This is a genomic window from Planktotalea sp., assembly GCF_039984035.1.
In the GTDB taxonomy this organism is placed as follows: domain Bacteria; phylum Pseudomonadota; class Alphaproteobacteria; order Rhodobacterales; family Rhodobacteraceae; genus Planktotalea.
The window spans coordinates 23256-48433 of sequence record NZ_JBDWVM010000468.1; the positions used below are offsets into that span (position 1 = coordinate 23256).

The 25178-nt window shown below is 55.0% G+C and carries 23 protein-coding genes; 5 read left to right on the forward strand and 18 right to left on the reverse strand.

Annotation, left to right across the window (positions count from 1 at the left end; all coding sequences use genetic code 11):
• Nucleotides 1-11 precede the first annotated feature (11 nt).
• The 9 genes from ccoS to ABJQ89_RS20920 all read right to left on the reverse strand — a co-directional run bounded on the left by ccoS (nt 12) and on the right by ABJQ89_RS20920 (nt 8543).
• Complete coding sequence (gene ccoS / locus ABJQ89_RS20880) at nt 12-152, reverse strand: cbb3-type cytochrome oxidase assembly protein CcoS (protein WP_348498080.1); 141 nt, start codon at nt 150-152, stop codon at nt 12-14.
• On the reverse strand, nt 149-2266 hold the full coding sequence (locus tag ABJQ89_RS20885) for a heavy metal translocating P-type ATPase (protein ID WP_348498081.1): 2118 nt from the start codon (nt 2264-2266) through the stop codon (nt 149-151). Before ABJQ89_RS20885 ends, ccoS begins: the two co-directional genes overlap by 4 nt.
• Entirely contained in the window at nt 2263-2712 is a 450-nt protein-coding gene (locus tag ABJQ89_RS20890; protein ID WP_348498082.1) for a FixH family protein, read from the reverse strand. Before ABJQ89_RS20890 ends, ABJQ89_RS20885 begins: the two co-directional genes overlap by 4 nt.
• Complete coding sequence (ccoG, locus tag ABJQ89_RS20895; protein WP_348498083.1) at nt 2709-4118, reverse strand: cytochrome c oxidase accessory protein CcoG; 1410 nt, start codon at nt 4116-4118, stop codon at nt 2709-2711. Before ccoG ends, ABJQ89_RS20890 begins: the two co-directional genes overlap by 4 nt.
• Nucleotides 4119-4263: 145 nt before the next feature.
• Complete coding sequence (ccoP, locus tag ABJQ89_RS20900; protein ID WP_348498084.1) at nt 4264-5127, reverse strand: cytochrome-c oxidase, cbb3-type subunit III; 864 nt, start codon at nt 5125-5127, stop codon at nt 4264-4266.
• The gene (locus tag ABJQ89_RS20905; protein WP_348498085.1) at nt 5120-5347 is read right to left on the reverse strand and encodes a cbb3-type cytochrome c oxidase subunit 3; all 228 of its coding nucleotides are present in this window, start codon (nt 5345-5347) and stop codon (nt 5120-5122) included. Before ABJQ89_RS20905 ends, ccoP begins: the two co-directional genes overlap by 8 nt.
• A 9-nt stretch (nt 5348-5356) precedes the next feature.
• Nucleotides 5357-6082, reverse strand: a complete 726-nt coding sequence (gene ccoO, locus ABJQ89_RS20910; RefSeq protein WP_348498086.1) for a cytochrome-c oxidase, cbb3-type subunit II — start codon at nt 6080-6082, stop codon at nt 5357-5359.
• 11 nt (nt 6083-6093) lie between these two features.
• Entirely contained in the window at nt 6094-7695 is a 1602-nt protein-coding gene (gene ccoN, locus ABJQ89_RS20915; protein WP_348498087.1) for a cytochrome-c oxidase, cbb3-type subunit I, read from the reverse strand.
• Between the two features lie 110 nt (nt 7696-7805).
• On the reverse strand, nt 7806-8543 hold the full coding sequence (locus tag ABJQ89_RS20920) for a Crp/Fnr family transcriptional regulator (RefSeq protein ID WP_348498088.1): 738 nt from the start codon (nt 8541-8543) through the stop codon (nt 7806-7808).
• A gap of 53 nt (nt 8544-8596) precedes the next feature.
• Between ABJQ89_RS20920 and hemN the strand changes: the two genes are divergently transcribed.
• Entirely contained in the window at nt 8597-9955 is a 1359-nt protein-coding gene (hemN, locus tag ABJQ89_RS20925; protein WP_348498089.1) for an oxygen-independent coproporphyrinogen III oxidase, read from the forward strand.
• A 365-nt stretch (nt 9956-10320) separates the two neighbouring features.
• On the opposite strand, the gene ABJQ89_RS20930 is transcribed toward hemN, so the two are convergent.
• The 4 genes from ABJQ89_RS20930 to ABJQ89_RS20945 are packed head-to-tail and all read right to left on the reverse strand — an operon-like array spanning nt 10321 to nt 14575.
• Nucleotides 10321-11361 carry a ring-opening amidohydrolase gene (locus tag ABJQ89_RS20930; RefSeq protein WP_348498090.1) on the reverse strand — a complete coding sequence of 347 codons (1041 nt, stop codon included), beginning with the start codon at nt 11359-11361 and terminating at the stop codon, nt 10321-10323.
• A 3-nt stretch (nt 11362-11364) separates the two neighbouring features.
• The gene (locus tag ABJQ89_RS20935) at nt 11365-12741 is read right to left on the reverse strand and encodes an amidohydrolase family protein (RefSeq protein ID WP_348498091.1); all 1377 of its coding nucleotides are present in this window, start codon (nt 12739-12741) and stop codon (nt 11365-11367) included.
• A 45-nt stretch (nt 12742-12786) separates the two neighbouring features.
• Nucleotides 12787-13743, reverse strand: a complete 957-nt coding sequence (locus ABJQ89_RS20940) for an ABC transporter substrate-binding protein (RefSeq protein ID WP_348498092.1) — start codon at nt 13741-13743, stop codon at nt 12787-12789.
• A gap of 22 nt (nt 13744-13765) precedes the next feature.
• Nucleotides 13766-14575, reverse strand: coding sequence for an ABC transporter ATP-binding protein (locus ABJQ89_RS20945; RefSeq protein ID WP_348498093.1), 810 nt, complete (start codon nt 14573-14575; stop codon nt 13766-13768).
• Nucleotides 14576-14856: 281 nt separating this feature from the next.
• On the opposite strand from ABJQ89_RS20945, the gene ABJQ89_RS20950 reads away from it, so the two are divergent.
• Entirely contained in the window at nt 14857-15615 is a 759-nt protein-coding gene (locus tag ABJQ89_RS20950) for an ABC transporter permease (protein ID WP_348498094.1), read from the forward strand.
• Nucleotides 15616-15618: 3 nt separating this feature from the next.
• Here the strand turns inward: ABJQ89_RS20950 and ABJQ89_RS20955 are convergent, their stop codons facing one another.
• Genes ABJQ89_RS20955 through atzF form a run of 5 tightly spaced genes read right to left on the reverse strand, consistent with a single transcriptional unit; the run spans nt 15619 to nt 22549 of the window.
• Nucleotides 15619-17226, reverse strand: a complete 1608-nt coding sequence (locus tag ABJQ89_RS20955) for an ABC transporter ATP-binding protein (RefSeq protein ID WP_348498095.1) — start codon at nt 17224-17226, stop codon at nt 15619-15621.
• Nucleotides 17227-18084, reverse strand: a complete 858-nt coding sequence (locus ABJQ89_RS20960) for an ABC transporter permease (protein ID WP_348498096.1) — start codon at nt 18082-18084, stop codon at nt 17227-17229.
• On the reverse strand, nt 18081-19106 hold the full coding sequence (locus tag ABJQ89_RS20965) for an ABC transporter permease (RefSeq protein WP_348498097.1): 1026 nt from the start codon (nt 19104-19106) through the stop codon (nt 18081-18083). The genes ABJQ89_RS20960 and ABJQ89_RS20965 overlap by 4 nt, the downstream gene beginning before the upstream one ends.
• Entirely contained in the window at nt 19106-20707 is a 1602-nt protein-coding gene (locus ABJQ89_RS20970) for an ABC transporter substrate-binding protein (RefSeq protein ID WP_348498098.1), read from the reverse strand. The genes ABJQ89_RS20965 and ABJQ89_RS20970 overlap by 1 nt, the downstream gene beginning before the upstream one ends.
• 45 nt (nt 20708-20752) lie before the next feature.
• The gene (gene atzF, locus ABJQ89_RS20975; protein WP_348498099.1) at nt 20753-22549 is read right to left on the reverse strand and encodes an allophanate hydrolase; all 1797 of its coding nucleotides are present in this window, start codon (nt 22547-22549) and stop codon (nt 20753-20755) included.
• A 137-nt stretch (nt 22550-22686) separates the two neighbouring features.
• Between atzF and ABJQ89_RS20980 the strand changes: the two genes are divergently transcribed.
• From ABJQ89_RS20980 to ABJQ89_RS20990, 3 genes are all read left to right on the forward strand, one after another.
• A complete protein-coding gene (locus tag ABJQ89_RS20980) occupies nt 22687-23574 on the forward strand; it encodes a LysR family transcriptional regulator (protein WP_348498100.1) in 888 nt (295 codons plus the stop codon).
• A gap of 97 nt (nt 23575-23671) precedes the next feature.
• Nucleotides 23672-24349, forward strand: a complete 678-nt coding sequence (locus ABJQ89_RS20985; protein WP_348498102.1) for an isochorismatase family cysteine hydrolase — start codon at nt 23672-23674, stop codon at nt 24347-24349.
• A gap of 57 nt (nt 24350-24406) precedes the next feature.
• Complete coding sequence (locus tag ABJQ89_RS20990) at nt 24407-25015, forward strand: isochorismatase family cysteine hydrolase (RefSeq protein WP_348498101.1); 609 nt, start codon at nt 24407-24409, stop codon at nt 25013-25015.
• The last annotated feature ends 163 nt before the right edge of the window (nt 25016-25178 follow it).

A 25178-nucleotide genomic window follows, 5' to 3' on the forward strand; every position in this document is an offset into this window, starting at 1 on the left:
CCAGTGCGAAGCTAATCATTATCAATCAAAATACGCTCAGCATTGCCTTGCGCGTCATCATATTGATTGGACCTAATCGTCCAAAGAAACGCCACAAGTCCGCAAGCGCCGAGCGTTAAGGAGACAGGGATGAGGATCACCAGAACATTCATGCCACAAACCTTATGCGTTGGGCGCTGAGTAAAACCGTGACAGAAGATGCGCTCATCGCGAGTGCCGCTGCGAGCGGCGTCGCAAACCCAGCGAGCGCGATAGGCACCGCGATGAAATTATAAATGGCTGCGATTGCAAAGTTCTGTTGCGACAAGCGCCGCGTCATACGCGCGATGCGCAGGAGCGAAGGTAGATCAGCGAAATCTTCTTTCAGAACCACGACGTCAGCTGCGTTACGGGACGCGTCTAGCGCAGTAGATGGCGCAACTGAAGCGTGGGCAGACGCCAGCGCTGCCGTATCATTCAACCCATCCCCAACCATTAAAACAGTTTGCCCAGCACCTCTAAGCGCTGCCAACCGATCAAGTTTGTCTTCTGGACGCGCATTAGCCATAAATCCGATATCGAGTTGATCGGCGATCACTTCAGCGGGGGCCAAACGATCCCCTGTTATCATTTCGCATGGCAGCTTCATTTGATCCAAGGCCTCTGCGATCCCATCTCGCAAACGCTCTTGCGTATGCAGTTGCTTCGCTGGGCTCTCACCAATCCGCAAACCAAGACCTGTGAACGAAGCGCCAAGCCATTCACCGCGCCCCAAGGCGACGGTCTGGCCTTGCCAGTGCGCCTGGATGCCTTCCCCGATTTCTTCTTTGATCAGGCTCAGGCTTGCAGAGGCAGTGTTAGGCAATTCGCTCAAGACCGCCCGCGACCAAGCGTGCTGAGAGGCTTGGGCCAAAGCTGTCACAACAGATTGCTCATCAGCCGAAAGATCAGACACGTCCACATGCGCGGGCAGGGTCAGCGTGCCCGTTTTATCGAAGACGATATGATCGACTTCAGCCAAACGCTCTAGCGCGGTCGCGTGTTTCACCAAAAACCCCTTGGAATAAAGGCGACTGATCGCGCTTGTGCTCACGGCAGGGACAGCCAAACCCAATGCGCAGGGACAGGTAATGATTAAAACAGCAATCGCGATGTTGAGCGCGTGACGAATATCGCCATTCACGCCTACCCATCCAACAAATGCCACCAGCGCCAACACGTGAACCGCAGGCGCGTAGATTTGCGCGGCTCGGTCCGCAAGGCTGGTGTAGCGATTTCGCCCGTTCTCAGCGGTTTCAACCAGTGCCGCCATCTGGCGCAGACTGGTATCTGTTCCGTCAACGATAGTCGTGATCGTAATCGCCCGCCCCAGATTAACCTCGCCAGCTTGCAATTCCGCGCCCCCCAGAACAGTGACTGCATCACTTTCACCGGTGAGTAGAGACCGATCTAGCAAAGCTTTGCCGCTGTTTAAGACGCCATCAATCGGAACGCGCACGCCCGTAGGAACAAGGAGAGTGTCCCCTTTGCGTATTTCGAGTGTAGGCATGGAAACCGCGCTGTCCCCTTTCAGAACTTGCGCAGTGTGGACCTCTAAAGCGCTCAATTCTTTGGCCGCAGAACGCGCTGCTGTGCGCGTACGATGATCCAAATAGCGCCCGATCAAAAGGAAAAAGGTAAGCGATAAAGCCGCGTCAAAATAGGCATGCGCACCGCTGTTAAGAGTTTCGAATAGAGACATACCAGCAGCCAGAAGGATCGCCAGCGAGATGGGAACGTCCATATTCAACCGCCCAACCTTCAAAGCAGACAAGGCGTTGTTAAAAAACGGCTGCCCTGCATAGGCAACCGTGGGCAAGGCAATCATGGCAGAGATCAGGTGGAACAAGTCGCGCGTTGCAGCTTCAGCGCCGGACCACACAGCGACCGACAAAAGCATAACATTCATCATCGCGAATCCCGCGACGGCCAATCGGACCAGCAATGCGCGACCAGCAGAATCTTGGGCCGTCTCCAAGGCTTGCAAGTCCAGCGCGTAGGCTTCGAAACCCAGTGTTTTTAACGCCGACAGCGCAGCGTCGGGATCAACTGTTCCCGAAATCGAAACACGTTTGAGCGATAGGTTCACACGCACGTTCGTGACGCCGTTAAGTTGCGCTAAACCGCGTTCAATCTTGCCGATACACGCAGCGCAATGAACGGTTGGCAACGAGAATTGCAATGCAGGCCCAATAGCGACGTTGTCCGCCATTGGAACTGCCACACATGCGGCGCACGCGACGGTCATAACCCGGCTCGCACGATCACACGCTGCTGAAACAGAGTACCGTCGTCCGCGCGCATGCGCAGACGCAAGTTCCAGTTTCCAGCATCTGCAACAACAGGAGCGCGATAGACAGTGCCGTCAAACGTGAACTCGGGAATTTGGTCTGCTTTGACCATTGTAGCCCGCCCAAAAATTGCATCCTCGATTTCAGGATTGATGGCTTGACCGTCCTGCACAATCGCGAGCACGAGCTCATCGCCTTCAAGATGGGCGGCAACCTTCCAACCCAAAGCGAGTTGTGCATTGCGATCCACATCAAAGGATTGGCTCGCCACGTAGGAATTCTTGACTTCCAATCCCGGAAACGTGCGCACTGCATTGTAGGCGAGGGTCAAATTCACACTGATGATCACCCCAAAGGCCAGCGCAAAAGCACTGAAAACATGCCATCCCTTTACTTCGGTCATTGGCTTTCCCTTCCATTAAATGTTGTGGCTTGGCTTGTGCGCTCGCCCGTTGCCAAATTTTCGACCCAGAACCTCAGGTCTGTCACTGCGCGACTGGCGGCGGGGTCTTGTGGACGTGCCGTGACATAAATCCGTTGAAGGATCGTTGTGTCAGCAGGCACGGTGACCTTGGGCAATCCGCTCTGCCCTTGCAGGTCAATTCTCAGGATATCTTCGCTGGTCAGATTCAGGTGAAACTCGGCATCCTCACCCTGTTTGTTACGCAAACGCACGTCATAGATATTGCGTATCGCACCATCGGATTGAACGACGTAGGTCGGATTACGCACCGCAGCGACCGTCAGTTCAATGTCGGACCGGATAAACAAGGCGTAGACCAGCCCCATGCCCATTGCCGCCCAAATCGTCGTATATAGAATTGTACGTGGGCGAAGAATATGCCGCCAAACCGAGGTTGTGGGCTTCCCTGCGCGTTCAGCAGGTTCATCGGACAGCGCCATATAATCGATCAACCCGCGTGGTTTACCGATCTTGGCCATGACATCGTCACATGCATCGATACAAAGCGCACAGGTGATGCATTCCATCTGCTGACCGTCGCGGATGTCGATCCCAGCAGGGCAGACATTTACGCACGCCATGCAATCAATGCAGTCACCTGCGTTTGCGTCTCGCTTCTTCCCTCGTGGCTCACCGCGCCAGTCTCTGTAGGCGACAGTGATCGTGTCGGTATCCATCATCGCAGCTTGGATGCGTGGCCAAGGGCACATGTAATTGCACACTTGTTCCCGAAGGAACCCACCAAAGACAAATGTCGTCGCGGTCAACACAGAGATTGTTCCATAGGCAACGGGATGTGCTGTGAACTGGACTAAGTCACGCGCGAGCGCTGGCGCGTCGGTGAAATAGAACACCCATGCCCCGCCTGTCGCGACGCTAATCAGCAACCAAACCGCCCATTTGGTCAGGCGCAAACGCCATTTGCGAAGGCTCCATTCGCCGCGATGCAAGCGAAGCCGCGCGTTACGGTCGCCTTCAATCCAGCGTTCCACCAAAATGAAAAGGTCTGTCCAAACCGTTTGCGGGCACGTGTAGCCGCACCAAACGCGACCCAATGCAGAGGTAAACAGGAACAGACCGAGCCCCGCCATGATCAACAGCCCAGCCACGAAATAAAATTCGTGCGGCCAAATCTCGATCCAGAAAAAGTAGAAACGGCGGTGCGCCATATCCACCAACACCGCTTGGTCCGGTAAGTTTGGGCCGCGGTCCCATCTGATCCACGGCGTCAGGTAATAAATGCCCAACGTCACAAACATGATCCACCACTTCAGGCGGCGGAACGTGCCAGAGACACGGCGCGGGAAAATCGGCTCGCGCGGGGCATATAATTGGGTGTTAGACATCAAAGTACTCCTGTTCGCGGGGTCTTTGTAAAATGCTTCGTGCACGTCGCGCTTTGATCTAAGTCAAACCGAACCCGAGGCAGTTTTGTTTTGCGAACAGGGCCGCCTCGGGTGGGCGCAGCACAGTACGTGCCGCGCAACCTGTTTACTCGCCACCTCCCAAGCTGTGAACGTAGACAGTAACAGCACGAACGTCTTCTTCGCTCAGGCGTTGACCCCATGCTGGCATCACCCCGAAACGTGCGTTGGTCACAGTATGGGTCAGCGCTGCGCGATCCCCGCCATAAAGCCAAATTGCATCGGCTAGATTAGGCGCACCTTGTTCGCGATCGCCACGGGCGTTGTCGCCATGACAAGCCGTGCAATTGTCCGCAAACACAACCGCCCCTTTTTCAGCAAGTTGGGCGTCAAACGCATCAGAGCTGAGCCCGACAACATATTCGACAACTGCCTTTATGTCTTCTGGTTCAAGAATCTCTCCATAGGCAGGCATTTGCGAAAACCGTGCATCATCGTCTGTGTCATTGCGGATGCCATGACGGATTGAATAAGCGATTTCATCCTGATTGCCCCCCCAAAGCCAATCGTTGTCCAACAGATTGGGAAACCCTTCGGCCCCTGCAGCGCCCTTACCATGACATTGACTGCATTGCGCCCGAAACACCGAGCTACCGCGCGCGACCGCATAACGATGTAAATCATCCGTCGCAGGCAAAGCCGTAAGATCAACCGCATTCAAAGCAACAACAAGATCCTCGTTTTTTGCTTCATGTTGGGCGATGTCTTTTGCCACCTCTGCGCGCGTGGAAAAGCCAAGCACGCCTTGCGTTGCACCTGAAATCATCGGCCAAGCTGGATAGGCAATTGTATATCCAATTCCCCAGACAATCGTCATGTAGAAGGTCCACAACCACCAACGCGGCAAGGGGTTGTTCAACTCGCGAATACCGTCCCATTCATGGCCAGTAGTTTCAATGCCGGTTTCATCATCGACTTGTTTATCAGACATCGAACTTGCCCTTCCATTGCTCACCGCATTTACAATCGCTGCATGGTTCAACGCAGGGCTTTTGGGGTGTGTCGTTGCGGAACGGGATCATGCTCGCGTCCTTGCGTGCGCTGCTCAAACCGGGCCAAAACGCCCAGATCGCGGAACCCGCAAAAAACCCGAACATCGCTAAAAGAACCCAACTGTCTGCGAGTTCGCGCAGAAAAGAATACGTGTCCATTGAAGGCTCCTATCGGCTTGCATCTGGTGTGAAGGTTGAAAAATCGACCAAAGTTCCAAGCATTTGGAGATAGCCGATCAGGGCATCCATTTCGGTCAACTCCGGCTGTCCATCAAAGTTGGAAACAACGGCACCGGGATAGCGTTCGAGCAGGGCGTCCCAGTCTTCATCAGGATCGACCTGCACGCGAAAATCTGCCCGCGCGTTGGCGATTTGTTCATCGGTATAGGGAACACCAACCATGCGATGCGTGCGCATCAAGTCCTCGATATGTTCGCCCTCAATGGTGGTCTCGGCCAAGAACGCGTATTTCGGCATGATGCTTTCGGGAACAACCGATTGCGGGTCCATCAAATGCGCCACGTGCCATTCATCAGAGTAACGCCCGCCAACGCGGGCCACATCTGGCCCCGTTCGTTTAGAGCCCCACTGGAACGGATGATCGTACATCGATTCCGCTGCCAACGAATAATGCCCATAGCGTTCGACCTCATCGCGCATCGGGCGGATCATTTGGCTATGACAGACATAGCACCCCTCGCGGACATAGATGTCGCGCCCTGTGAGTTCGAGCGGGCTATAAGGGCGCATGCCCTCGACTTCTTCGATGGTGTTTTCCAACCAGAACAACGGTGCAATTTCAACAATGCCCCCGACTGTGACAACCAATAGTGAGCCGACCAACAATAAAGTTGGGCTGCGTTCTAGGATGGCGTGTTTATCCAGAATTCCCATGATTTAATTCCTTATTCAGCGGGGGTCGCGTTGGGAAGGATGGCGCGCGCTGGCGCAGCCCCTCGGATTGTCATCCACATGTTCCAGCACATGATCAGGCCTCCTGCGAGGAACAGAACCCCACCCAAACCGCGCACCACATACATCGGGAATTTTGCAGAAACCGTGTCGGCGAAACTGTTGACAAGGAACCCTTGGTCATCGACCTCGCGCCACATCAGGCCTTCCATAATGCCTGTGACCCACATGGATGCCGCATAGAGCACGATACCCAATGTCGCGAGCCAGAAGTGCCAATTGATCGCCGACATCGAATACATCTCTTTACGCCCCCACAGCTTTGGCGTGAGGAAATAAAGACAGGCAAAGGTGATCATTCCATTCCAACCGAGCGCACCGGAATGCACGTGCCCGATGGTCCAGTCCGTATAGTGCGACAACGAATTCACGGCGCGGATCGACATCATCGGTCCCTCGAATGTGGACATGCCGTAAAACCCGAGCGACAGAACGAACATGCGCAAAATGGGGTCTGTACGCAGCTTGTCCCAAGCGCCTTGCAGGGTCATCAATCCGTTGATCATCCCACCCCAGCTCGGCATCCAAAGGATGATCGAGAACACCATTCCAAGCGTGGAAGCCCAATCAGGAAGAGCCGTATAGTGCAGGTGGTGCGGTCCAGCCCAGATATAGAGGAAAATCAGCGCCCAGAAGTGGATGATGGATAGCTTGTAGCTGAACACCGGCCGATTGGCCTGCTTGGGCACAAAGTAATACATCATACCGAGGAAGCCCGCTGTCAGGAAAAAGCCTACAGCATTATGACCGTACCACCATTGGGTCATGGCATCTTGCACACCACTAAAGATCTGGACGGATTTACTACCCCAGAAGCTCACCGGAATGGATAGGTTATTGACCACATGCAGCATTGCGACAGTAATAATAAAAGCGAGGAAGAACCAGTTTGCCACATAGATATGACGTTCTTTGCGCACAAAGATCGTGCCAAGATATACAGCAAGATATGTCAGCCAAACGATGGTCAGCCAGATGTCGACATACCATTCCGGCTCTGCGTATTCTTTGGACTGGGTCGCACCAAGCAGATACCCAGTTGCCGCCAATACGATGAACAATTGATAGCCCCAAAACACGAACCAATGCGCTTTACCGCCCCAAAGTCGGACACCGCTGGTGCGTTGCACGACGTAAAAGGATGTCGCAATCAGCGCATTGCCGCCAAACGCAAAAATGACCGCGCTTGTGTGCAGCGGGCGTAGGCGACCAAAGTTGGTAAATGGCTGCCCCCAATCGAAATTGAGCGCAGGAAAGGCAAGCTGGAACGCGATGAATGTACCAACGAGAAAACCGGCCATGCCCCAAAATGCTGTGGCAATAACGCCTGCTCGGATCACCCAGTCAGCATAGCGTCCTGTGTCAACGATCGGCTTTTCTTCATCCGTATTTCGCAAAACCCAAACAAACAGGGCACCTGCGATGACCATGATCATCATCGCATGAACCTGATATGCTAAGTCATGCGCCCAATTTGTCCCTATCGCCGCAACGAGCGTGATAAGCCCAAGAATGATAAGTTTGATGTAATCCATTTTGTCCCTCGCAATCGGTCGAGCAGCCAAAAGGTGCCCTTGTTCGCAAAGGTGGTATGGAATCGACGAAGGGCGCTTTCCTTGATCTGGATCAAGGCACGCAAAAAACTTTAGACGATTAATCCGCCATCATCGTCATCGCCTGTCGCGTCATGCAAGCCTGCCATGTCGACGACTGTCAGCGTTTTCCGGTCGTTGAACGTGATCACGCCATCTTTCTTGAGTCCGCTAAATTGTCGGCTAACGGTCTCTAGCGTGAGACCTAAATAATTCGCGATTTGATCGCGTGTCATCGGCAATTCGATGGAGCTCGGCCCATCGCCCGCCTCTTCGATATGAGTGCGATGCACAAACATCTGGATAAACGTAGCAATCTTTTCGCGTGCGGTTTTTCGGCCGAGCAGCAGCATCCAATCGCGGGCCGCGTCCAGCTCATCCAGGGCCAGCTCCATCAAACGATGAGCAACATGAGGTGTCTCATCGACCAGCTTTTCAAATGGCTTTCTTGCAAAACAGCAAAGCGTCACATCCGTAGTCGCGGTCACGTCAAATTCGATCTGTGTGCGCCCGGGCCTGCCGATGAAGTCTGACGGCAGCAGCAACCCCACCATCTGTGTGCGACCATCCTCAAGCGTTTTGGACAAAGACGCGACACCTTCGACCAGCGAGGCCACAAAAACCAATTCATCACCTCGCCACAAGATAGGTTGGCCAGCTTCATAAGTTTTGTAAGACTTCATGCTTTCCAACAGAGTCAGCTCATCATCATCACACCGAGCGCAAACAGCGCGGTGGCGGATCGGACACTCGACGCAGCGCACAGCTGCGGTCGTTGAAGGCATTTGCATAAAATTGATCTGGATCAAGGTGGTTTATCAAATTCAGAGTAATGCATGTCACTATGGAAAATCTAGACCTACTCAAACGCTACGGACTTTTTGACGCAAAGGTTCCGCGCTACACAAGTTACCCACCTGCCAATCACTTTCAAAACGGGATAGGCGGCCAGAACCAACACCACTGGTTAGCGACCGTGCCAGAAGGCAGCGATGTGTCGATCTATATCCACATTCCGTTTTGCAAACGATTGTGTTGGTTCTGCGCATGTCGAACCCAAGGGACCAAGACACTCAATCCAGTAGAGGCCTATATTTCCACGCTGATCAATGAGATCGAAACCGTGCGCAAAGGTCTACCCGATACGATCCGCATGGCGCGTCTTCATCTTGGTGGGGGCACTCCCACGATCCTAACACCCGATTTGATGGCACAGCTTTTGGGGGCTGTATTCGATGAATTTCATCCTAGCAATGACTTTGAATTTTCAGTCGAGATTGATCCCACTGACGCTGCACCTAAACTACTGCAAACCCTCGCAGATTTCGGTTTGAACCGCGCCAGCATTGGCGTTCAGGATTTTGAGCCAGTCGTTCAAAAAGCAATTGGGCGGGAACAGTCATTTGCTCAAACGAAAGAGGTCGCGGATTGGCTGCGAGATGCTGGTGTTCCTAGCCTGAACTTTGATCTCTTGTACGGCTTGCCGCACCAAACGGAAGACACATTCAATGACACTATCAACCACGTTTTAGCCCTTAGGCCCGATCGGCTCGCAATCTATGGCTATGCGCATGTGCCGTGGATGTCCAAACGGCAGGTGATGATAAAAGAGCACGACCTTCCGAACACCATTGAACGCCTCGCGTTTTCAAAACAAGTCAAGACCGCCTGTTTGGCCGCCGGTTACCAAGCTGTAGGGATCGATCATTTTGCCTTGCCCAACGATAGCCTTGCCTTTGCAAATGCGAGGGGCACCCTGCGCCGAAACTTCCAAGGCTACACAGATGATACAAGTTCGACACTGATCGGCTTGGGTGCCTCGGCCATTTCGCGCTTTCACCAGGGGTATATTCAGAACGCCGTGGCGACGTCAGCCTATCAAGAGCGTATCAATGGGTCGGGACTCGCGGGTAACAGGGGATTTGCACTCGCACAGCAGGACTACCTAGTCGGGGATATGATCGAAAGCCTGATGTGTAATTTTCAGCTCAATCTGACGTATCTTTTCGAAACATATCCCGATCAACAAACTCAGATTGAGACGTTTATTGCAGGGCTATTGGAGCGTTTTCCCGATGTGTTAGTACGGCAAGATAACATGATAAAACTCATGCCCAAAGCGTATGCTCTGATCCGTATCATCGCGCATGACATTGATGCGTTCAATTCGAACTTAAAGGCATCACATTCCGCTGCAATTTAATCCTAACCGAGCGTTAGCAGCGAATGTCAGCATTAAGCCCATACCAGAAGTCTCGAAAACTTGCTGCGCGCGCACACAGCGCGAATATCGCTACTGCTACGTATATCTCGCTGTTGCGCCGCTGCTGGAAAATAGGTCCTTCATACATCGCGCAGCAGAACTACAAAGGCGAAGGATCAAGTTGCCTTTGACTTGATCGTTGAAGGAAAAATTTGACGGGCAATCTCCATGTTTTTAGCCATTCGTTATTTGGCTCAAAACATCCCGTTTTTCCAACAAAAGCTCCATTCGACGCTAATAGAGTTTGGTTCTTGAAAGGGACTAAATGTTGGAAGGCCTGTTGACGTAACCCAAGGCAATGCCTCTCAAATTTGCTCAGCGATCAAGGCGGTAGGCCCGCCACCGTCAGGCCCTTGGTGTTCTGCCCCTCCGGATACGTACAAATCGCTACTTCCGGTAAGGCCCGCCAAAACACCCCCAACGAAGGCACGGGCGTGACGGGTCGAGGCGATGTCGCTGTCATCTAACATCGTGTGACGTTGGCCGCGAATGAGGCCACTGCTGGAAGCTTCGGCTTTGGCAAACACGACGCGGAGCCTTGTCGTCTCTCCGACGCCCAGACGCGCGAGCGCTTGAGCGACGGACGCGATATCAATGGCATCGGTCATCACCGCGTGATCCACCCTCAAAGGGCCGGTCCAGCTGTCACTCATCCCCAAGACGACAATCTCGTGTCCCATTAATTCAATGCCCGCTGACGTGCTGGCGCGGCCAGACCAGATATCGGGGTCCGATCCGATCTTTGCGGCCTTGGCGGTCGCCAGATCGATTTCGCCGAGTGCCAAAGCGACACCAAGCGCAGAGGCACCGCGCGAAAGCCCCATGGATTTCAGCGTATCCGGTGTGGCAACCGGAGCGCGCGAAGCGGCAATGCGGTCTGCGGTCAGGAGCGGGCATTTGACTTGTACAAAATGGACATCTGCTGCACCGGTTAGGTCAGCGGATTTCACCGCTGCGGTGACTGTTTCGGCCACGCAGTCGATCTGCGCAAAGGTTCCAAGTTCATGCGCCTCTAAGTCGCGAGACAGCCCCGTTCCAATTGCCATTGCAGGGCCGGGGCCTGTGTCCGCTAATACCTCGAAAGTCACGATATGCGGGGACAGCCCGCCTTCTGTCCCGCCAGACATCACCATGCTCACGCCCGTGGAATCTTCGCCAAGCGCCTGCGTAAGGGCTGATACGGCAAAGGCGCGCGTGAAGTCGTTAACGCAGCCGTTCCCTTCAGTTTTGCCGATGATCGCGATCAGTTTACTAGGGTCCAAGTCACCTGCATTGATAAGTGCGCGCAAACCCGATGTGTCATCGGGGCTAGATGTCGGTATCCGGTGAATGCGGGCGCGGGGCATGGCTTACGCTTTGGGCCGGTAAAGATCAGAGGAACCATGGCACCGCTTGATGTCAGGTGCACTGGTGATCGTTTTAGCGGCCTCAAGCCCGACTGTGCGAAGCTCGTCGACATCCCAGCCAACGGGTTTGCCGTTTGCCATGGTTACTTTGCCGTTTACGACGACCGCATCGACTTGGTCGCGGTTGTAATAGCGCACCAACTCCCACTCAAAATCATGACTGGGCAGGCATTCCGGGTGCATCATGTCGAGGATCAAGAAATCTGCCGCCATGTCTTTTTGTAGGGGTCCGTGATCGCCGGTGCCACCTGTTGCGCGTGCGCCTTGGGTGGTTGCAGCATCAACCCACGTCCAGGCGGCGCCACATGAGAAATCTGCTACGGGCAAAGCGTGCTCGATCCGCTGGCAGGCCTCTGCGGCCATCAAGTTTTTGAAGCCGTCTGCCGAGGTCGTATCCGAACCGATCCCGAAACGGACACCTCTTTGTGCCATGCGCAAAGCAGGAGCGACGGCATTCCCTTTCCAGACGCTGGCCAATGGGTTGTAACTAGTCGCGGTGTCGGTCTCGACGATCATTTCGATCTCTGGCTCGGAGACGATGGTCGTGTGATGCAAGATCACGTGGGGTCCGAGGACATCGTGTTTGTGAAGTAATTCAGTAGGGCGCATGTTGTGGCGTAGAATGCTTTCATGCACCTCGGGGAAGTGCTCATTCGAATGGATCTGAAGCAGAATGCCCTTGTCTGCACAAAGCGCTGATAGCTTGCTCAAAGTCTCTGGCGTGTTGCCCATAAAGGAGCTGCAACAGACCGAAGGTGCAATCATATCATGTGGGACACAGTGATCGATATGAGCCAAAATCACGTCTTCGATTTGCGACCACTCATAATTGCCATGGCCGGTGCCGACATCACCCGAAAACTCATCGAGGCCACAGGCAGAAACGAGCCTGATCCCTGTTTCAAGCGCTGCGCGATGCACGCCTTCGTTTTTTTCGATGCTGTTCAGCCCGTAATTCACGACCTTGGTGAAGCCGCCACGCATCGCCTCCCAAAACGCCCATTTGGCAGAGAGATACGATTGCTCCTCGTCCATGTCCCGCTCCATCGGGTGCCAGATACGCTTCCAAATTTGTGCTGGTTCGCCCCCGATTAAAGCTTTGCCAAAAATCTGGCCAACATGCGTGTGGGCATCCACCATGCCGGGAATAATGGCGCGACCGGGCAACGGCGTTGCGTCTGGAAAGTCAGCAGTCGGGCCAATGCCAGTGATCTTTTTGCCGTCAAAACGAATAGCCCAGTTCCGTTTGACGCCATCTGGTGTGAGCAAAACCTCTGGCGCGAGCGTCGCAGAGGCGGAAAGCAGGTTCTCAAAATCCATAAGTTATTTCGGGCGACCCAGATCCGGGCCGCCCGCCTTTTCAAGTTACTCTAAAGTGATCCGCGCCGCATCGACTGCTTCAACCGGTCCTGTGGCCAGAAAGCCTTTGATCAGATCACGTGAAGGTGTGGCTTCGACCATGCCTTGTTCAACGACCCAATTGGCTTGGGTCTCAAGGATGTCCAAAAGTCCGTTGTCCAAACCGATCTCATATTCCGCTTCGGCGAACTTCGCTTTGATGACGTCCATGGACAGCAAGCCTTCGGTTGCGGTCTCAAGGGCGGCCATCGCGCCTTCGGGATTGGTTTCGATGAACTCTTCGGCTTTCACCAAGGCGCGGACAAAGGCGGCTAGCTCGTCGGGCCGGTCGTTCAGCATCTCCGGCGTCGCTGACAAGACGAACCATGCGATGTAAGCATCACTGCGGAACTCGCGGTAGTCATCGCCAAGCGCCTTTTCGGCGGCTGGGTAGAAATCGGGGAACATGATCCCGGCATCGATATCGCCACGGACAAGAGCCGGCACAATATCGGGCGGCGAGACGTTGATCACTTCGGCGTTCACACCAAATTTTGTCAGTAGGGCTTCGGTGAAGAACTGCGTGTTTGAGCCCATCGTCGTGCCGATCTTTTTGCCCTCAAGACTGCTAGGGTCTTCAAACCCGATGGAGGCCTTGGAGATCATGCGGTTGGCCATGTAGCGCGATAGAGTTGTGAATGTGCCGAAAGGTTGGTCGCGCAAGGCCGCGATGGACACTGGGTATTCGGCCATGAAGGCCACATCAAGCTGACCACCGATTAAGGCTTCCAGCGCGCGCCGCCCGGAGGTGAATTTGACCGCCTCAAGTGTGATGTCTTCTTCGGTGAAGTAGCCTTCTGATTGGGCGACAACTATTGGCAGCGTCTGCAAGTTTGGGGCAAAGCCGATTGTAATGTCACCGGCAAACATGCTGGTGGCCGAGAAGGTTAACGCAGTCGCTGCGCCAAGGAATTTCATAAACATCGGTACTCTCCTATTTTGGGTTTCAGTCTTCATGACGCAGCAGCCCCAACAGCGTGCTGCGCAGCGTTAAAAATCCTTCGCTCATCCGATCGACCGGTCGGGGTCGCTCGAGATCAACAGACACTTTTTCAATGATCCGTCCGGGGGCGGAGGCCATCACATAGACAACATCCGCAAGACGCAGGGCTTCATCCACGTCGTGGGTGACAAACAGAACTGTCTTGCGCCGGCGCATCCAGATGCCGGTCAAAAGCTCATGCATGCGCAGGCGCGTTTGCGCGTCCAGAGCACCAAAGGGTTCATCCATCAACAAGACGTCTGGATCGGCCGCAAGAGTGCGCGCAATTGCGACACGCTGTTTCATTCCGCCGGACAATTGACCAGGAAACTTGGTCGCATGGTCAGAAAGTCCAACCTCGCCAAGGGCTTCCATAGCGCGTTCACGCCGCTCATTTTTGGACAAACCAAACCGCTTGAGCGCAAATTCAACATTCCCCCGCGCCGTAAACCACGGGAACAAAGCAAAGTTTTGAAAGATCACGCCAACACTTGGATGCGCGCCATTTACGTTGCGGCCATCCACTTGGACGGACCCTTCTGTCGGGGCGGTAAAGCCTGCGACCGCATTCAAAAGCGTAGACTTGCCGCAGCCCGAGGGACCGATTAGCGCCGTGAACGTACCTGCCTGAAGTTCCAAATCCGTAGCAGTAAGCGCTATTGTCTGCGTCGCACCTTCGCCAAAAACCACCGACAGTCCAGAGATGCGAACCCAGCCTTTGCCGGGGTGTGCCGACAAATCAGTCTGATGTTGCGTGGTGGCGATCTGGTTCATTAATTTGCGAGCCTTACAAAACGTTAACCAAACCGTTCCACTTCGCAGCGCTGCATCATAGTGCTGAATATTTTTCGGTGCGGTGCGTTTTTTGCATCGGTTGCAAAGCCAGCTGATCCAGCGTCTCTCATGCCTTACACGTCGGCAAAATTCAAAGATTGTGCCTGAAATATAAGCACGTCGAGCGGCCCAGCCGCACAAACGACAACTAACTGACAGACGATGATCAACTGTTGGATGTCGCTAGTTATGATTAAGAAGTCAGCGCTTGGAGTATCGACATGCTTGCGAAACAGCTCTCCCACTTGAAACCACTTTTATCGATTCTCTTTGTGATCGTCATTTGGCAGCTTGCGCACAGCCTCGGGCTTACAAATCGCAACTTGTTTCCCGGACCTTGGGATGTTGCCAAAGCCGCGGTTAAACTGTTCAACGACGGCGTGATGATGAAAGATCTCAAGACCTCAGTATCACGGGCGGCTGTTGGGTTCTCGTTGGGGGCGACCCTTGGAGTACTGGCTGGTATCCTGACAGCGCGCGTTGCGATTATACGACTTGCGGTTTACCCGTTCTTTAATATTCTACGTCCAATCCCCGCGATTGCCCTGGTCCCCATTGCAATTGTTTGGTTCGGCATTGGCGAAGAATCCAAGTATTTCGTCATCGCTTACACGGTGTTTCTGGCGGTCTGGCTTGCAACGCATCATGGGATGGAGCACGTGCCGGAAACGTATATTCGGGCGTCCCGCTCGCTTGGGGCCCCTTGGTGGCGCGAGTTTTTTGAGGTGGTGGTGCCTGCCGCGGCTCCACATATCTTTGCGGGTCTGCGTTTTGGGGCAGCGCTTGCGTTCCTCAGCCTTGTTGCGGCGGAACTGACCGGGTCTTCGGCGGGAATCGGGTACCGCTTAGAAGAGGCACGTCAGTATTTTCAGGTGGATCGCATGTTTGTCGGCTTGATCCAACTTGGCCTACTTGGCGCGGCCTTGGACAGCTTTTTCGTCTATTTGAGTAAGCGTGTCGTACATTGGGAAACGGCCTGAGCGTTAGGGTCTTGGTTGCGGCATCGCGGCAATCAATTCTTGGGTGTAGGGGCTTTTCGGGCCCGACAGAACGGCGTCTGTCGGGCCGTATTCCACGCATTCACCCGAGCGCATAACAAGGGCTGTGTCACATAACATCTGAACAACAGCGAGGTCGTGGCTCACAAAGACATACGTCAGGTTCAACCGATGCCGCAGGTCTGCCAGCAGATTCAAAACCAGCGCTTGAATGGAGACATCCAGCGCGGCTGTCGGTTCATCCAAGATCAACAGATTTGGGTTGACGGCAAGGGCGCGCGCGATCCCGACACGGGCCTTTTGGCCGCCGGATAGCTGGTGGGGCAAGCGGCTTAGAAGTGCGGCTGGCAGACCGACTTGCGCGGCCAGTTCGTGCACTCGAGCGTTCCGATCGCTTGCGGTGATTTTTGTAAGATGACGCATCGGTTCCATGATCGACTGGGCAGCGGTATGCCGCGGGTTCAAACTGTCGGTGGCGTCTTGGAACACCATCTGTATTTCAGACCTGCGCGGGTCGCTGGCAAAGCGTGCAGCGGGGGTGTCATTCAAACTGCGCCCCTCAAACTTGATCTCGCCAGAGGTTGCGTCTTGAAGTCGTGCGATGATTGATGACAGGGTCGATTTGCCAGACCCACTTTCGCCAACAAGCCCGAGGCAGCCGCCTTTGCGGACATCGAAACTGATGCCGCGCAGAGCCTCGACAGGGCCGGACTTGCCAGCGTAGGTTTTGGTGACGTTGCGCACGGACAACAAGACCTCGCCCTGATCTGGAACCGGCACAGCCGCGCCGCCAAGGATCAGATCATGTAGGGCTTTGCCTTTGTTTGGTGTCGCGGCGACGAGCTTTTTGGTGTAGGCATGGGTTGCCTCTTTTGTCAGCTTCGCAGGTGCGCCGGTCTCAACCACCTCACCGTCTTTCATCACCAAAAGCCGGTTGCAATATTGGCCGGCAAGACCGAGATCATGGGTGATCAAAAGCACGCTCATTCCGCGATCTTTTGCGAGGTTTTGGATCAGATCCATCACGGTCTTTTGCGTCGTGACATCAAGGCCGGTTGTCGGCTCATCCGCGATCAAAAGTTGTGGCTGGCAGGCCAAGGCTAGGGCGATCACGATCCGTTGGCACATGCCGCCAGACAGCTCGAATGGATAGGCGTGATAGCGCGCGGCGGCGTCTTTGATCTGCACTTCTTCGAGAGCTTTGATCGCTTTGCTGCGCGCGTCTTGGCGTGTGGCAAGGCTATGTTGGCGCAGCACATCTTCGATTTGCTGCCCGATCTTGCGGATCGGGTTCAGGGCCGCGCGTGGGTTTTGGAAAACCATCGAGATTTCGCGGCCACGAATATCGTTCATTGCGGTTTCGTCAGCCGCTGTCAGATTGATCCCGCCATAGACCAAATCACCTGCGATGATCTGCCCGCCTTCATCCAGAATACGCAATACGCTGAAGGCGGTCACCGATTTGCCTGAGCCGCTTTCGCCAACGATCCCCAACGTCTCGCCCCGCGCCAGATCAAGGTTGATCCCCCGCACCGCATCAACAGGGCCATTACGGGTCTCAAACTTTACACGGAGGTCACGGATCTGAAGCATCTAGCGTCTCTGTTTTGGATCAACGATGTCGCGTAGCCCGTCGCCCAGAAGGTTGAATGTGAATACCGCAAGCATCAGCCAGAGTCCGGGAAAAAGCGCCAACCACCACTCGCCCGAGATGATGTAATTTGCCCCCTCAGCGACCATAATCCCCCATTCCGGCGTCGGCGGGCGCACCCCAAGTCCAATAAAGCTGAGGCCCGCCGCGTTTAGCACTGCCCAGCCCATGTTGAGAGAGACCTGCACCATCATCGGCGGCAGCGCGTTTGGAAAGATGTGCATGGCCACGACCCTGAGGTCAGAGTTTCCAGCCAGTTTTGCGGCCTGCACAAATCCCGCATAGCGGCGGATGTTGACCTCGGCTCGGACCACGCGCGCATAAAACGGCGTGTTGATCACGGCCGTTGCATAGATCACGTTTTCCACCGTGTTGCCCAAGGCGGCTACGATCCCCATCGCTAGAACGAAGAGCGGGAAGGCCATGATCATGTCGAGCCCCCGGCTGATGATGGCATCGAACCAGCCGCCCCAGTAGCCCGCGACGCAACCTAAAATCGATCCTGCCACAAAGGACAGGGCCACGGCTCCGATGGAAATTGTCATGTCTAATCTGGTCGCTACGATCACCCGACTGAACACATCGCGGCCCAAATGATCGGTCCCAAACCAATGCGCGCCACTTGGTGGTTGAAGGATCGCGTCGCTTGAGGCGAGCGGGTCGTAAGGCGTAAGCAAGGGGCCGAGCACTGCGCAAAAGATCAAACCGGCCAGCAGTGAGAAGGCGATCAGTGTTACCGGGTTTTGCCTCAGGACATATCCGACATGCCCGGCAAAAGACTGAGGAGATGATAAACTCATGCGCCGTCAAATCCGATGCGAGGGTCGATTATCGCGTAGGTCAGATCAATGATCAGGTTCAACGCAACGAAGAGCAACGCCATGGCCAAAACGAAACCTTGGACAGCGGCGTAGTCAGATGCCACCAGCGCGTCGACCGCGTAAGATCCGATTCCGGGCCACGCGAAGACTTTTTCGACCAACACATTTGCGCCGAGCGCAAATGAAAACACCATGCCAAGCGTGGTCACCACCGGCAGCAGTGCATTGCGTAACGCGTAGCCCATCAAAATTTTGCGCCGCCCAAGCCCCGCTGCGCGTGCAGTGCGGATGAAGTCTGAGGACAAAGCTTGCAGCATCGCGGCGCGGGTCATGCGCGCGATTGGCGCGAGTGTGAAGATCGCCATGGTGCAGGCGGGCAAAATCAGTTGTTTGGCCGCTGCGCCAAAGGTGTCCCAGTCGCCTGCAAGGGCGCTGTCGATCAGGTAAAATCCTGTGATCCGGTCCGGTTCTATGAACATGAAGTCTAAACGCCCCAGCGGTGACGGTGCGATATCGAGCAGGTAGTAAAAAATGTAGATTAGCAAAATGCCCGTGAAAAACGTGGGCAAGGAGACGCCCGCTGTCACAAACACTCGGCACACGTGGTCGCGCCAAGAGCCCGGTTTTGTTGCAGCCAAAACGCCCAAGGGGATCGCGATCGCACAGGACAAGATCAAGGCAATCAACGTCAGCTCAAGCGAGGCAGGCAAACGGCGTGAGATATCGGCCAGAACGGGCTGACCCGTGGACAGGCTATTGCCCCAATCGCCGACTACCAGATCGCCGACGTAGCGGACGAACTGCTGTGGCAACGGTTTGTCCAACCCGAGCGTTTCGCGCACCTGTTGGATCGAGGCCTCATCCGCGGCATCCCCTGCAAAGTACACCGCAGGATCACCGGGCAAAGCACGTGTCAGCACAAAAGTAATGACGACCACCCCGATAACAACCGGGATGGCCTGAAGAAGTCGCGCACCGATCATTCTGGTACGCGGCGACATCACGCGGGCTTAATCGGGCGCACGTCAAGCTGACGGTGGAACCAAAATTCGTAATCCGTCGCACCGTTCATCGCCACGTTCAGCGCTGGTTGCCAGAGCGGAATACGGGGCAATTCGTCCAGAGCAATTTCCAGCATCCGCTTCACATTCGGCTCATAGGACGGATCGCTAACTTCCATCGGCAAGGTGGTGTCGACGAGCGTCTCGATCTCTTCATTACGGTAGTTGGAAGAGTTGAACAGATGCCCGTCTTTATAGGCCCAGAAGAAGTAGTAATCGGGCGTATCAAGCCAGCCGCCAAAGCCTTCAAGGTGAAAGGCGAGCCGCTTCTCAACCAGTGAGGCCGTGCGCCAATCTGCGCCGGGGATTTTGTCGATGGTAACGGTGATCCCGATCTTGCCGAGGTTTTCCTGGATCAAAAGTGCTGTTGGCTCCATCCAATCGAGCTGGTTAAGGCTGATGGAGAATGGCACTTCGAACCCATCCGCAAAGCCCGACTTAGCAAGGTGTTCTTTCGCCTTTTCAAGATCCTCCATGTAGCCGGTTTTGCGCGGCCAAGCGATGTCAGAGCGTTCGGTTTCTTCGCCCCAAAGCGGCGCGCCGCGTCCATAGGCTGCGGTTTGGAAAATCGCCTCGTAAGGAATGGCGTAGGCCACGGCTTTGCGCACGTCACTGTCTTGAAACGGCTCAAATTTAGTATTGAGACCGACGCAGTTGATGCAGTTGGCGATCGGGGTCGAGTTCACCTCCATCATGTCCGACAACTCCAGCGCGTCTTTGCTGGGGATGTTGAATGACACCTGCGCGTCGCCGCGCTCAATCACCGCGCGGCGGGTGGCGGCAGATGGCACTTCACGGATGACCACCCGTTTGTAGGCTGACACCGGACCGCTGGCCCAGTCATCATTGCGCTCGTATATGAGTTGTTCGCCTGGCACCCAACGCGCGACTTTAAACGCGCCCGACCCTATGGTGTTGAGGTGCAGATATTCCGTCGCCCATGGGTCATCTTCCGTGGCGTTCGCAATGGCGACTTTGGAGTTGATGACAAACGGGATCGGCACCGCGAGGTCTGGGATGGCAAGCTTTGAAGGCGTAGTCAGCGTGATCTGGAACGTCTTGTCGTCAATGGCTGCGAATTGCTCTGGCGCGGTAAAACCACCGGCCTTCATTTGTACGGCAGGGAAACCGCCCAAGGACACCGCGCGGTCAAAGGACCACTTCACATCTGCCGCCGTCACCGGGCTTCCGTCTTGGAATGTCGCATCGCGCAGGGTGAAAGTCAGAACGAGACCGTCTTCCGAGACTGTCCAGCTTTCGGCCAATTCTGGCTCGACCTTGGAGTAGTCGAATTCCAGCCCGCCGCCCATCGAGGGCTTTGTGCCAAAGGACACAAGCCGGTCATAGCAGTTGATGGCCACCTGATAGCTAGGGCGGTTCGTGCCGGTGCGGTGCAGATCAAGGCTGTTGATCGTTTGTCCGTTGACGGCAACCAGCACATCGCTGCTTTGCGCGTTTGCAGGTAAAGCCCTTAGGAACGGCAGAGCCCCCGCGGTGACCGCCGCAGTTTGTAAGAAACGTCGTCTTGTCGTATTTGTCATTGAAGTCTCCATGTCATATTGCGCGCGGTTTTCCGCGTCGTTGTGTCAGGTCTGAGTGGCCAGATATTTTCTCCAGTCCGCCAGATCGGTGATATTTTCAGCCTCTGTCGCGGCAATGGCTTCGCACAGAAAACCTTGTGCCGTGCTACCGTCCGAAAGTGTGAGGGTGCCAATACCCAAAGGTGCCGGGATGGTCTTCATGAAGCTGCCAAAGGCGGGCAGCGGCATGTCCCATATTTCCAATGCAATGGCGGCCCCTTGGCCAGGTTCCGTGCGCACCATCCCCGGACGCGCGACGCCAGCACCCGGCAAGGCATAAAAGGTATAATCCGGCGCGGAGCTATCAGTGCGAACGAACGCAGCGCCGCGTTCGGTCAGTGTATGGTTCAGCGGTAGACCCGACATATGCGCGCCACAGACCGCGATGCGGATCGCGTCCTCAGATGGGTCGTCTGGCAGAGGCACTGCATCCAATGACCAGTCCGTTGCGCCAAGCGCCCGACTTCCCCACGCTTCGATCTTGGTAGCAAGGGCAGCGGCCTTTGCATCTGCACCAGCCTGCGCCAGAATAGTCACGCTGCCGGGCCGCCCGTCGGAGCGTTCAGGTGTTGGCACGGCGATGCCGCACATATCCATCAGGTTCACAAAGTTCGTATAGGTCCCTAGCATGTTGTTGGGCCCCATCGGGTCTATCTCAAGATCTGCGATGGTCGCGAATGTTGGAATGCTTGGCACGCAGAGCAGATCACAGGCATCGATCGCAGGTCTTACGCTGGCGATCAGGTCTTTCAGCTTATAGAAATCCTTGAAGGAGTCCGCCGCGGTCTTACCTACCGCTGAGCCGATGATCTTGCGGGTTACAGGGAACAATGCGTCCGGATTGCTTGCCATGAGGCTTTCTGTGGCGACATAACGCTCAGCGACCCAAGTCCCAAAATAGAGCATTTGCGCAATTTCATAGAGAGGCACGAAGTCGATCTCAGCGATCTCAGCGCCGCTGTCTTTCAGCCGCGCGACTGTATCGGCAAATGAGGCCGCTTGTACCGTGTCGCCCTCAAACCGGATGCTGTCCTGACTTGGGATGCCAATTTTGAGCGCCTTAGGTGGCGCGACGATAGAAGGGGTCGCAATGTCTCGGGCATAAGCGTCCGCAGGGTCATAGACAGCAGCCACGCTATAGGCGGCGTAGGCGTCTGATACGGTCAACGCAAAAACCGAAATGGTATCCAAGGTGCGGCAGGCAGGCACAACCCCTGTTGCCGAAAGCGCACCCAGCGTGGGCTTTAACCCGACGATGTTGTTGAGCGCTGCAGGCACCCGGCCAGAGCCTGCCGTATCCGTGCCGAGCGAAAAGCTGGCAATTCCATGCGCCACGGACACGCCAGAGCCGCCAGACGAACCGCCGGGCACAATCTGAGCATCTATAGCGTTCTTGGGCGCGCCGTATGGGGTGCGAACGCCGACAAGGCCGGTTGCAAATTGATCGAGGTTGGCTTTTCCGATCAGCAGCGCTCCCGCTTCTTGCAAGCGTTTTACGACAAAGGCCGTTTCATCGGGTGTATAGGCAAAGTCCGGACAGGCTGCGGTTGTCGGCTTCCCAGCCACGTCAATGTTGTCTTTGATCACAAAGGGCACACCCCAAAGTGGACGGCTTGGGTCATGATTTCCGAGGTGTTCTGCCTCTTCCAAAAGCTGCTCTTTGGGGAACAGACACAGGAAAATGCCCGGATCGGCAACGGCATCAATGCGTGCATAGACCTGTTCCACGATCTGTTTAGGCGATATTCCGGACCCATAGGCCTGTACCAAAGATGATAAGGTGAGCGAAATTTCAGCGCTCATGCCCAATTCCCCATCAAAATCTTAGTCATATCGATTCCCCGTTTGTGTGAAGTCAGGATCGATGGACAGCGTTGATAAAACAAATGCTAAGAATTCATAAAAGCGGTGCAAAAAATGCACCGCTAAAGCGAGGGTCTATGCGACACCTAAAGGACTATGAATTTATCGAAGGTGTGATGCATGCCGGATCGATCCGTAAGGCGTCTGAAGATATGAACATAACCGCCTCCGCTCTGAACCGCCGGATCAATCGGTTTGAGGATGAATTTGGGTTTGAAATTTTCGAACGTCTGCCGCGCGGTGTCCGGTTGAACCCGGCGGGCGAGTTGTTGCTCCATCATATCCGTTCGCAACGGTCTGACTTTGCGCGGCTGAAATCCCAAGTTTCTGATCTGTCAGGGGTGCGGCGCGGACATGTATCCATTGCCTGCTCGCAAGCGCTTTTGCCGTTTTTCTTGCCGAGCGAGATTGCCAGCTACAGACGAGATCATCCCGGTGTGACGTTCACGGTCAATGCACGCGACCGTGTTGCAGCAGAGCGAGAGCTGTCCGAGTTTGCAAGCGATATCGCCATGGTATTCGAACCGCTTACGATGGTGGATTTTGAAATACTCCACGCGATCACACAACCGATTCATGTGGTGATGCAAGCGGGCCATCCGCTGGCAGATCATGCTGAGATCCGATTGCGCGACGCGTTGCGATTTCCCCATGCTGCCCCGTCGGAAAAGTTTGCTGTTCGGATACTACTGGAAACAGCGGCACGGCGATTAAGCGGGGTGGAGGTAAAACCGTCGATCGAATCTGAGAGCTTCGATTTTATGCGCCACTATGGTGCATGGGAAGATATTATCAGCTTTCAATTCCCTATTGGGCTCGACATGACCAATGAGCCGGGCCTTATCACGCGGCCCCTGGCGAAACGGGATGTGGAGCCAGGGAACCTCTTTCTTGGGCAATTGCGGGGCCGGACTCTGCCCGTCGCCTCGGCAAGATTTATGCGGCAATTGATGACGGCGCTTTAAGTTCTGATGGGGGTAGAGGACAGCGGTGAATTTTTTGCACCGCTCTGGCGAAAAATGGGCAGAAGTCAGGATGGTCACGGCTGAGTATTTATTGTGCATGAAAACCATCAACAGTCACCCTTACAAATGGCCCTTCAACGGTGATCTGCGCCCGGAAAACACGGCGCTGATCATTATTGATATGCAGACCGACTTTTGCGGCGAAGGCGGTTACGTCGATACAATGGGTTATGATTTGACCCTGACCCGCGCGCCCATTGAGCCGATCAAAGCTGTGCTGAGCGCGATGCGTGAGAAGGGCTATCAAATCTTGCACACGCGTGAGGGTCACAGACCTGATCTCAGCGATTTGCCTGCCAACAAACGCTGGCGGTCGCAACAAATTGGTGCGGGCATTGGCGATCCCGGACCTTGTGGTAAAATTCTTGTGCGCGGCGAGCCGGGTTGGGACATCATTGAAGAACTTTACCCAGAAGATGGCGAAACCATCATCGACAAACCGGGCAAGGGCAGTTTCTACGCCACGGACCTAGAAATGGTTTTGCGCATGCGTGGCATTGAAAACCTCGTAATCTGCGGGATCACAACAGATGTTTGTGTTTCGACGACAATGCGCGAGGCCAATGATCGCGGGTTCGAATGCATCGTACTTGAGGATTGCTGCGGGGCGACCGACATGGGCAACCATGATGCGGCGATTAAGATGGTCACCATGCAGGGCGGCGTTTTCGGCGCAGTGGCTGATAGTAAGACGCTGATTGCAGGTTTGGTCTGAGTGCGGGCGATACCTGCGGATCCCTTTGCGTTTCTTTTTGAGCGTAACAGTCTCGGCTTGATAATAATCGACATGCAGCGGGATTTCGTGGAGCCCGGCGGGTTCGGAGCCAGCCTCGGCAACGACGTCTCGCGCCTTGGCGCGATTGTTCCCACGGTTGCCCGACTGTTGACTGGGTTTCGCCACGCGGGTTTGCCGGTGATCCATACTCGAGAATGCCATAAGCCTGATCTATCGGATCTACCTGATGCGAAGCGCAACCGCGGTACGCTCGACCTTCGTATTGGCGATCCCGGTCCGATGGGCCGGCTTTTAGTCGCGGGCGAGGCGGGTGCGGACATTGTCCCAGAATTGAAGCCATTGCCCGGTGAAGCCGTGTTGGACAAGCCCGGCAAAGGTGCGTTTTGCCGCACGAATTTCGAAGAGCTCTTACAAGAGCGTGACCTCCAGCAACTTATTTTTGCAGGCGTCACGACAGAGGTCTGCGTGCAAACCACAATGCGCGAAGCCAATGATCGAGGCTATGACTGCCTGTTGGCGACTGACGCAACCGAAAGCTACTTTCCGTCTTTCAAGGCTGCAACGATTGAGATGATCACGGCCCAAGGCGGCATTATCGGTTGGGCGGCCTCGACAGATAAGATCCTAGAGGCGCTGAATGCTTGAACCGACTATTTTGAAAGATCTGCTATCAGGTGGCTGGACCCAACTTTCCTTTGCCCCGTTCCGTGAGGGAATTGCGATCAGCTCACTGTTCGAGAGCAGCCCGGCCATTGCGGTACTTCGCTATGATCCCGGCGCGCGAGTGCCGTTGCATGAGCATACCGGG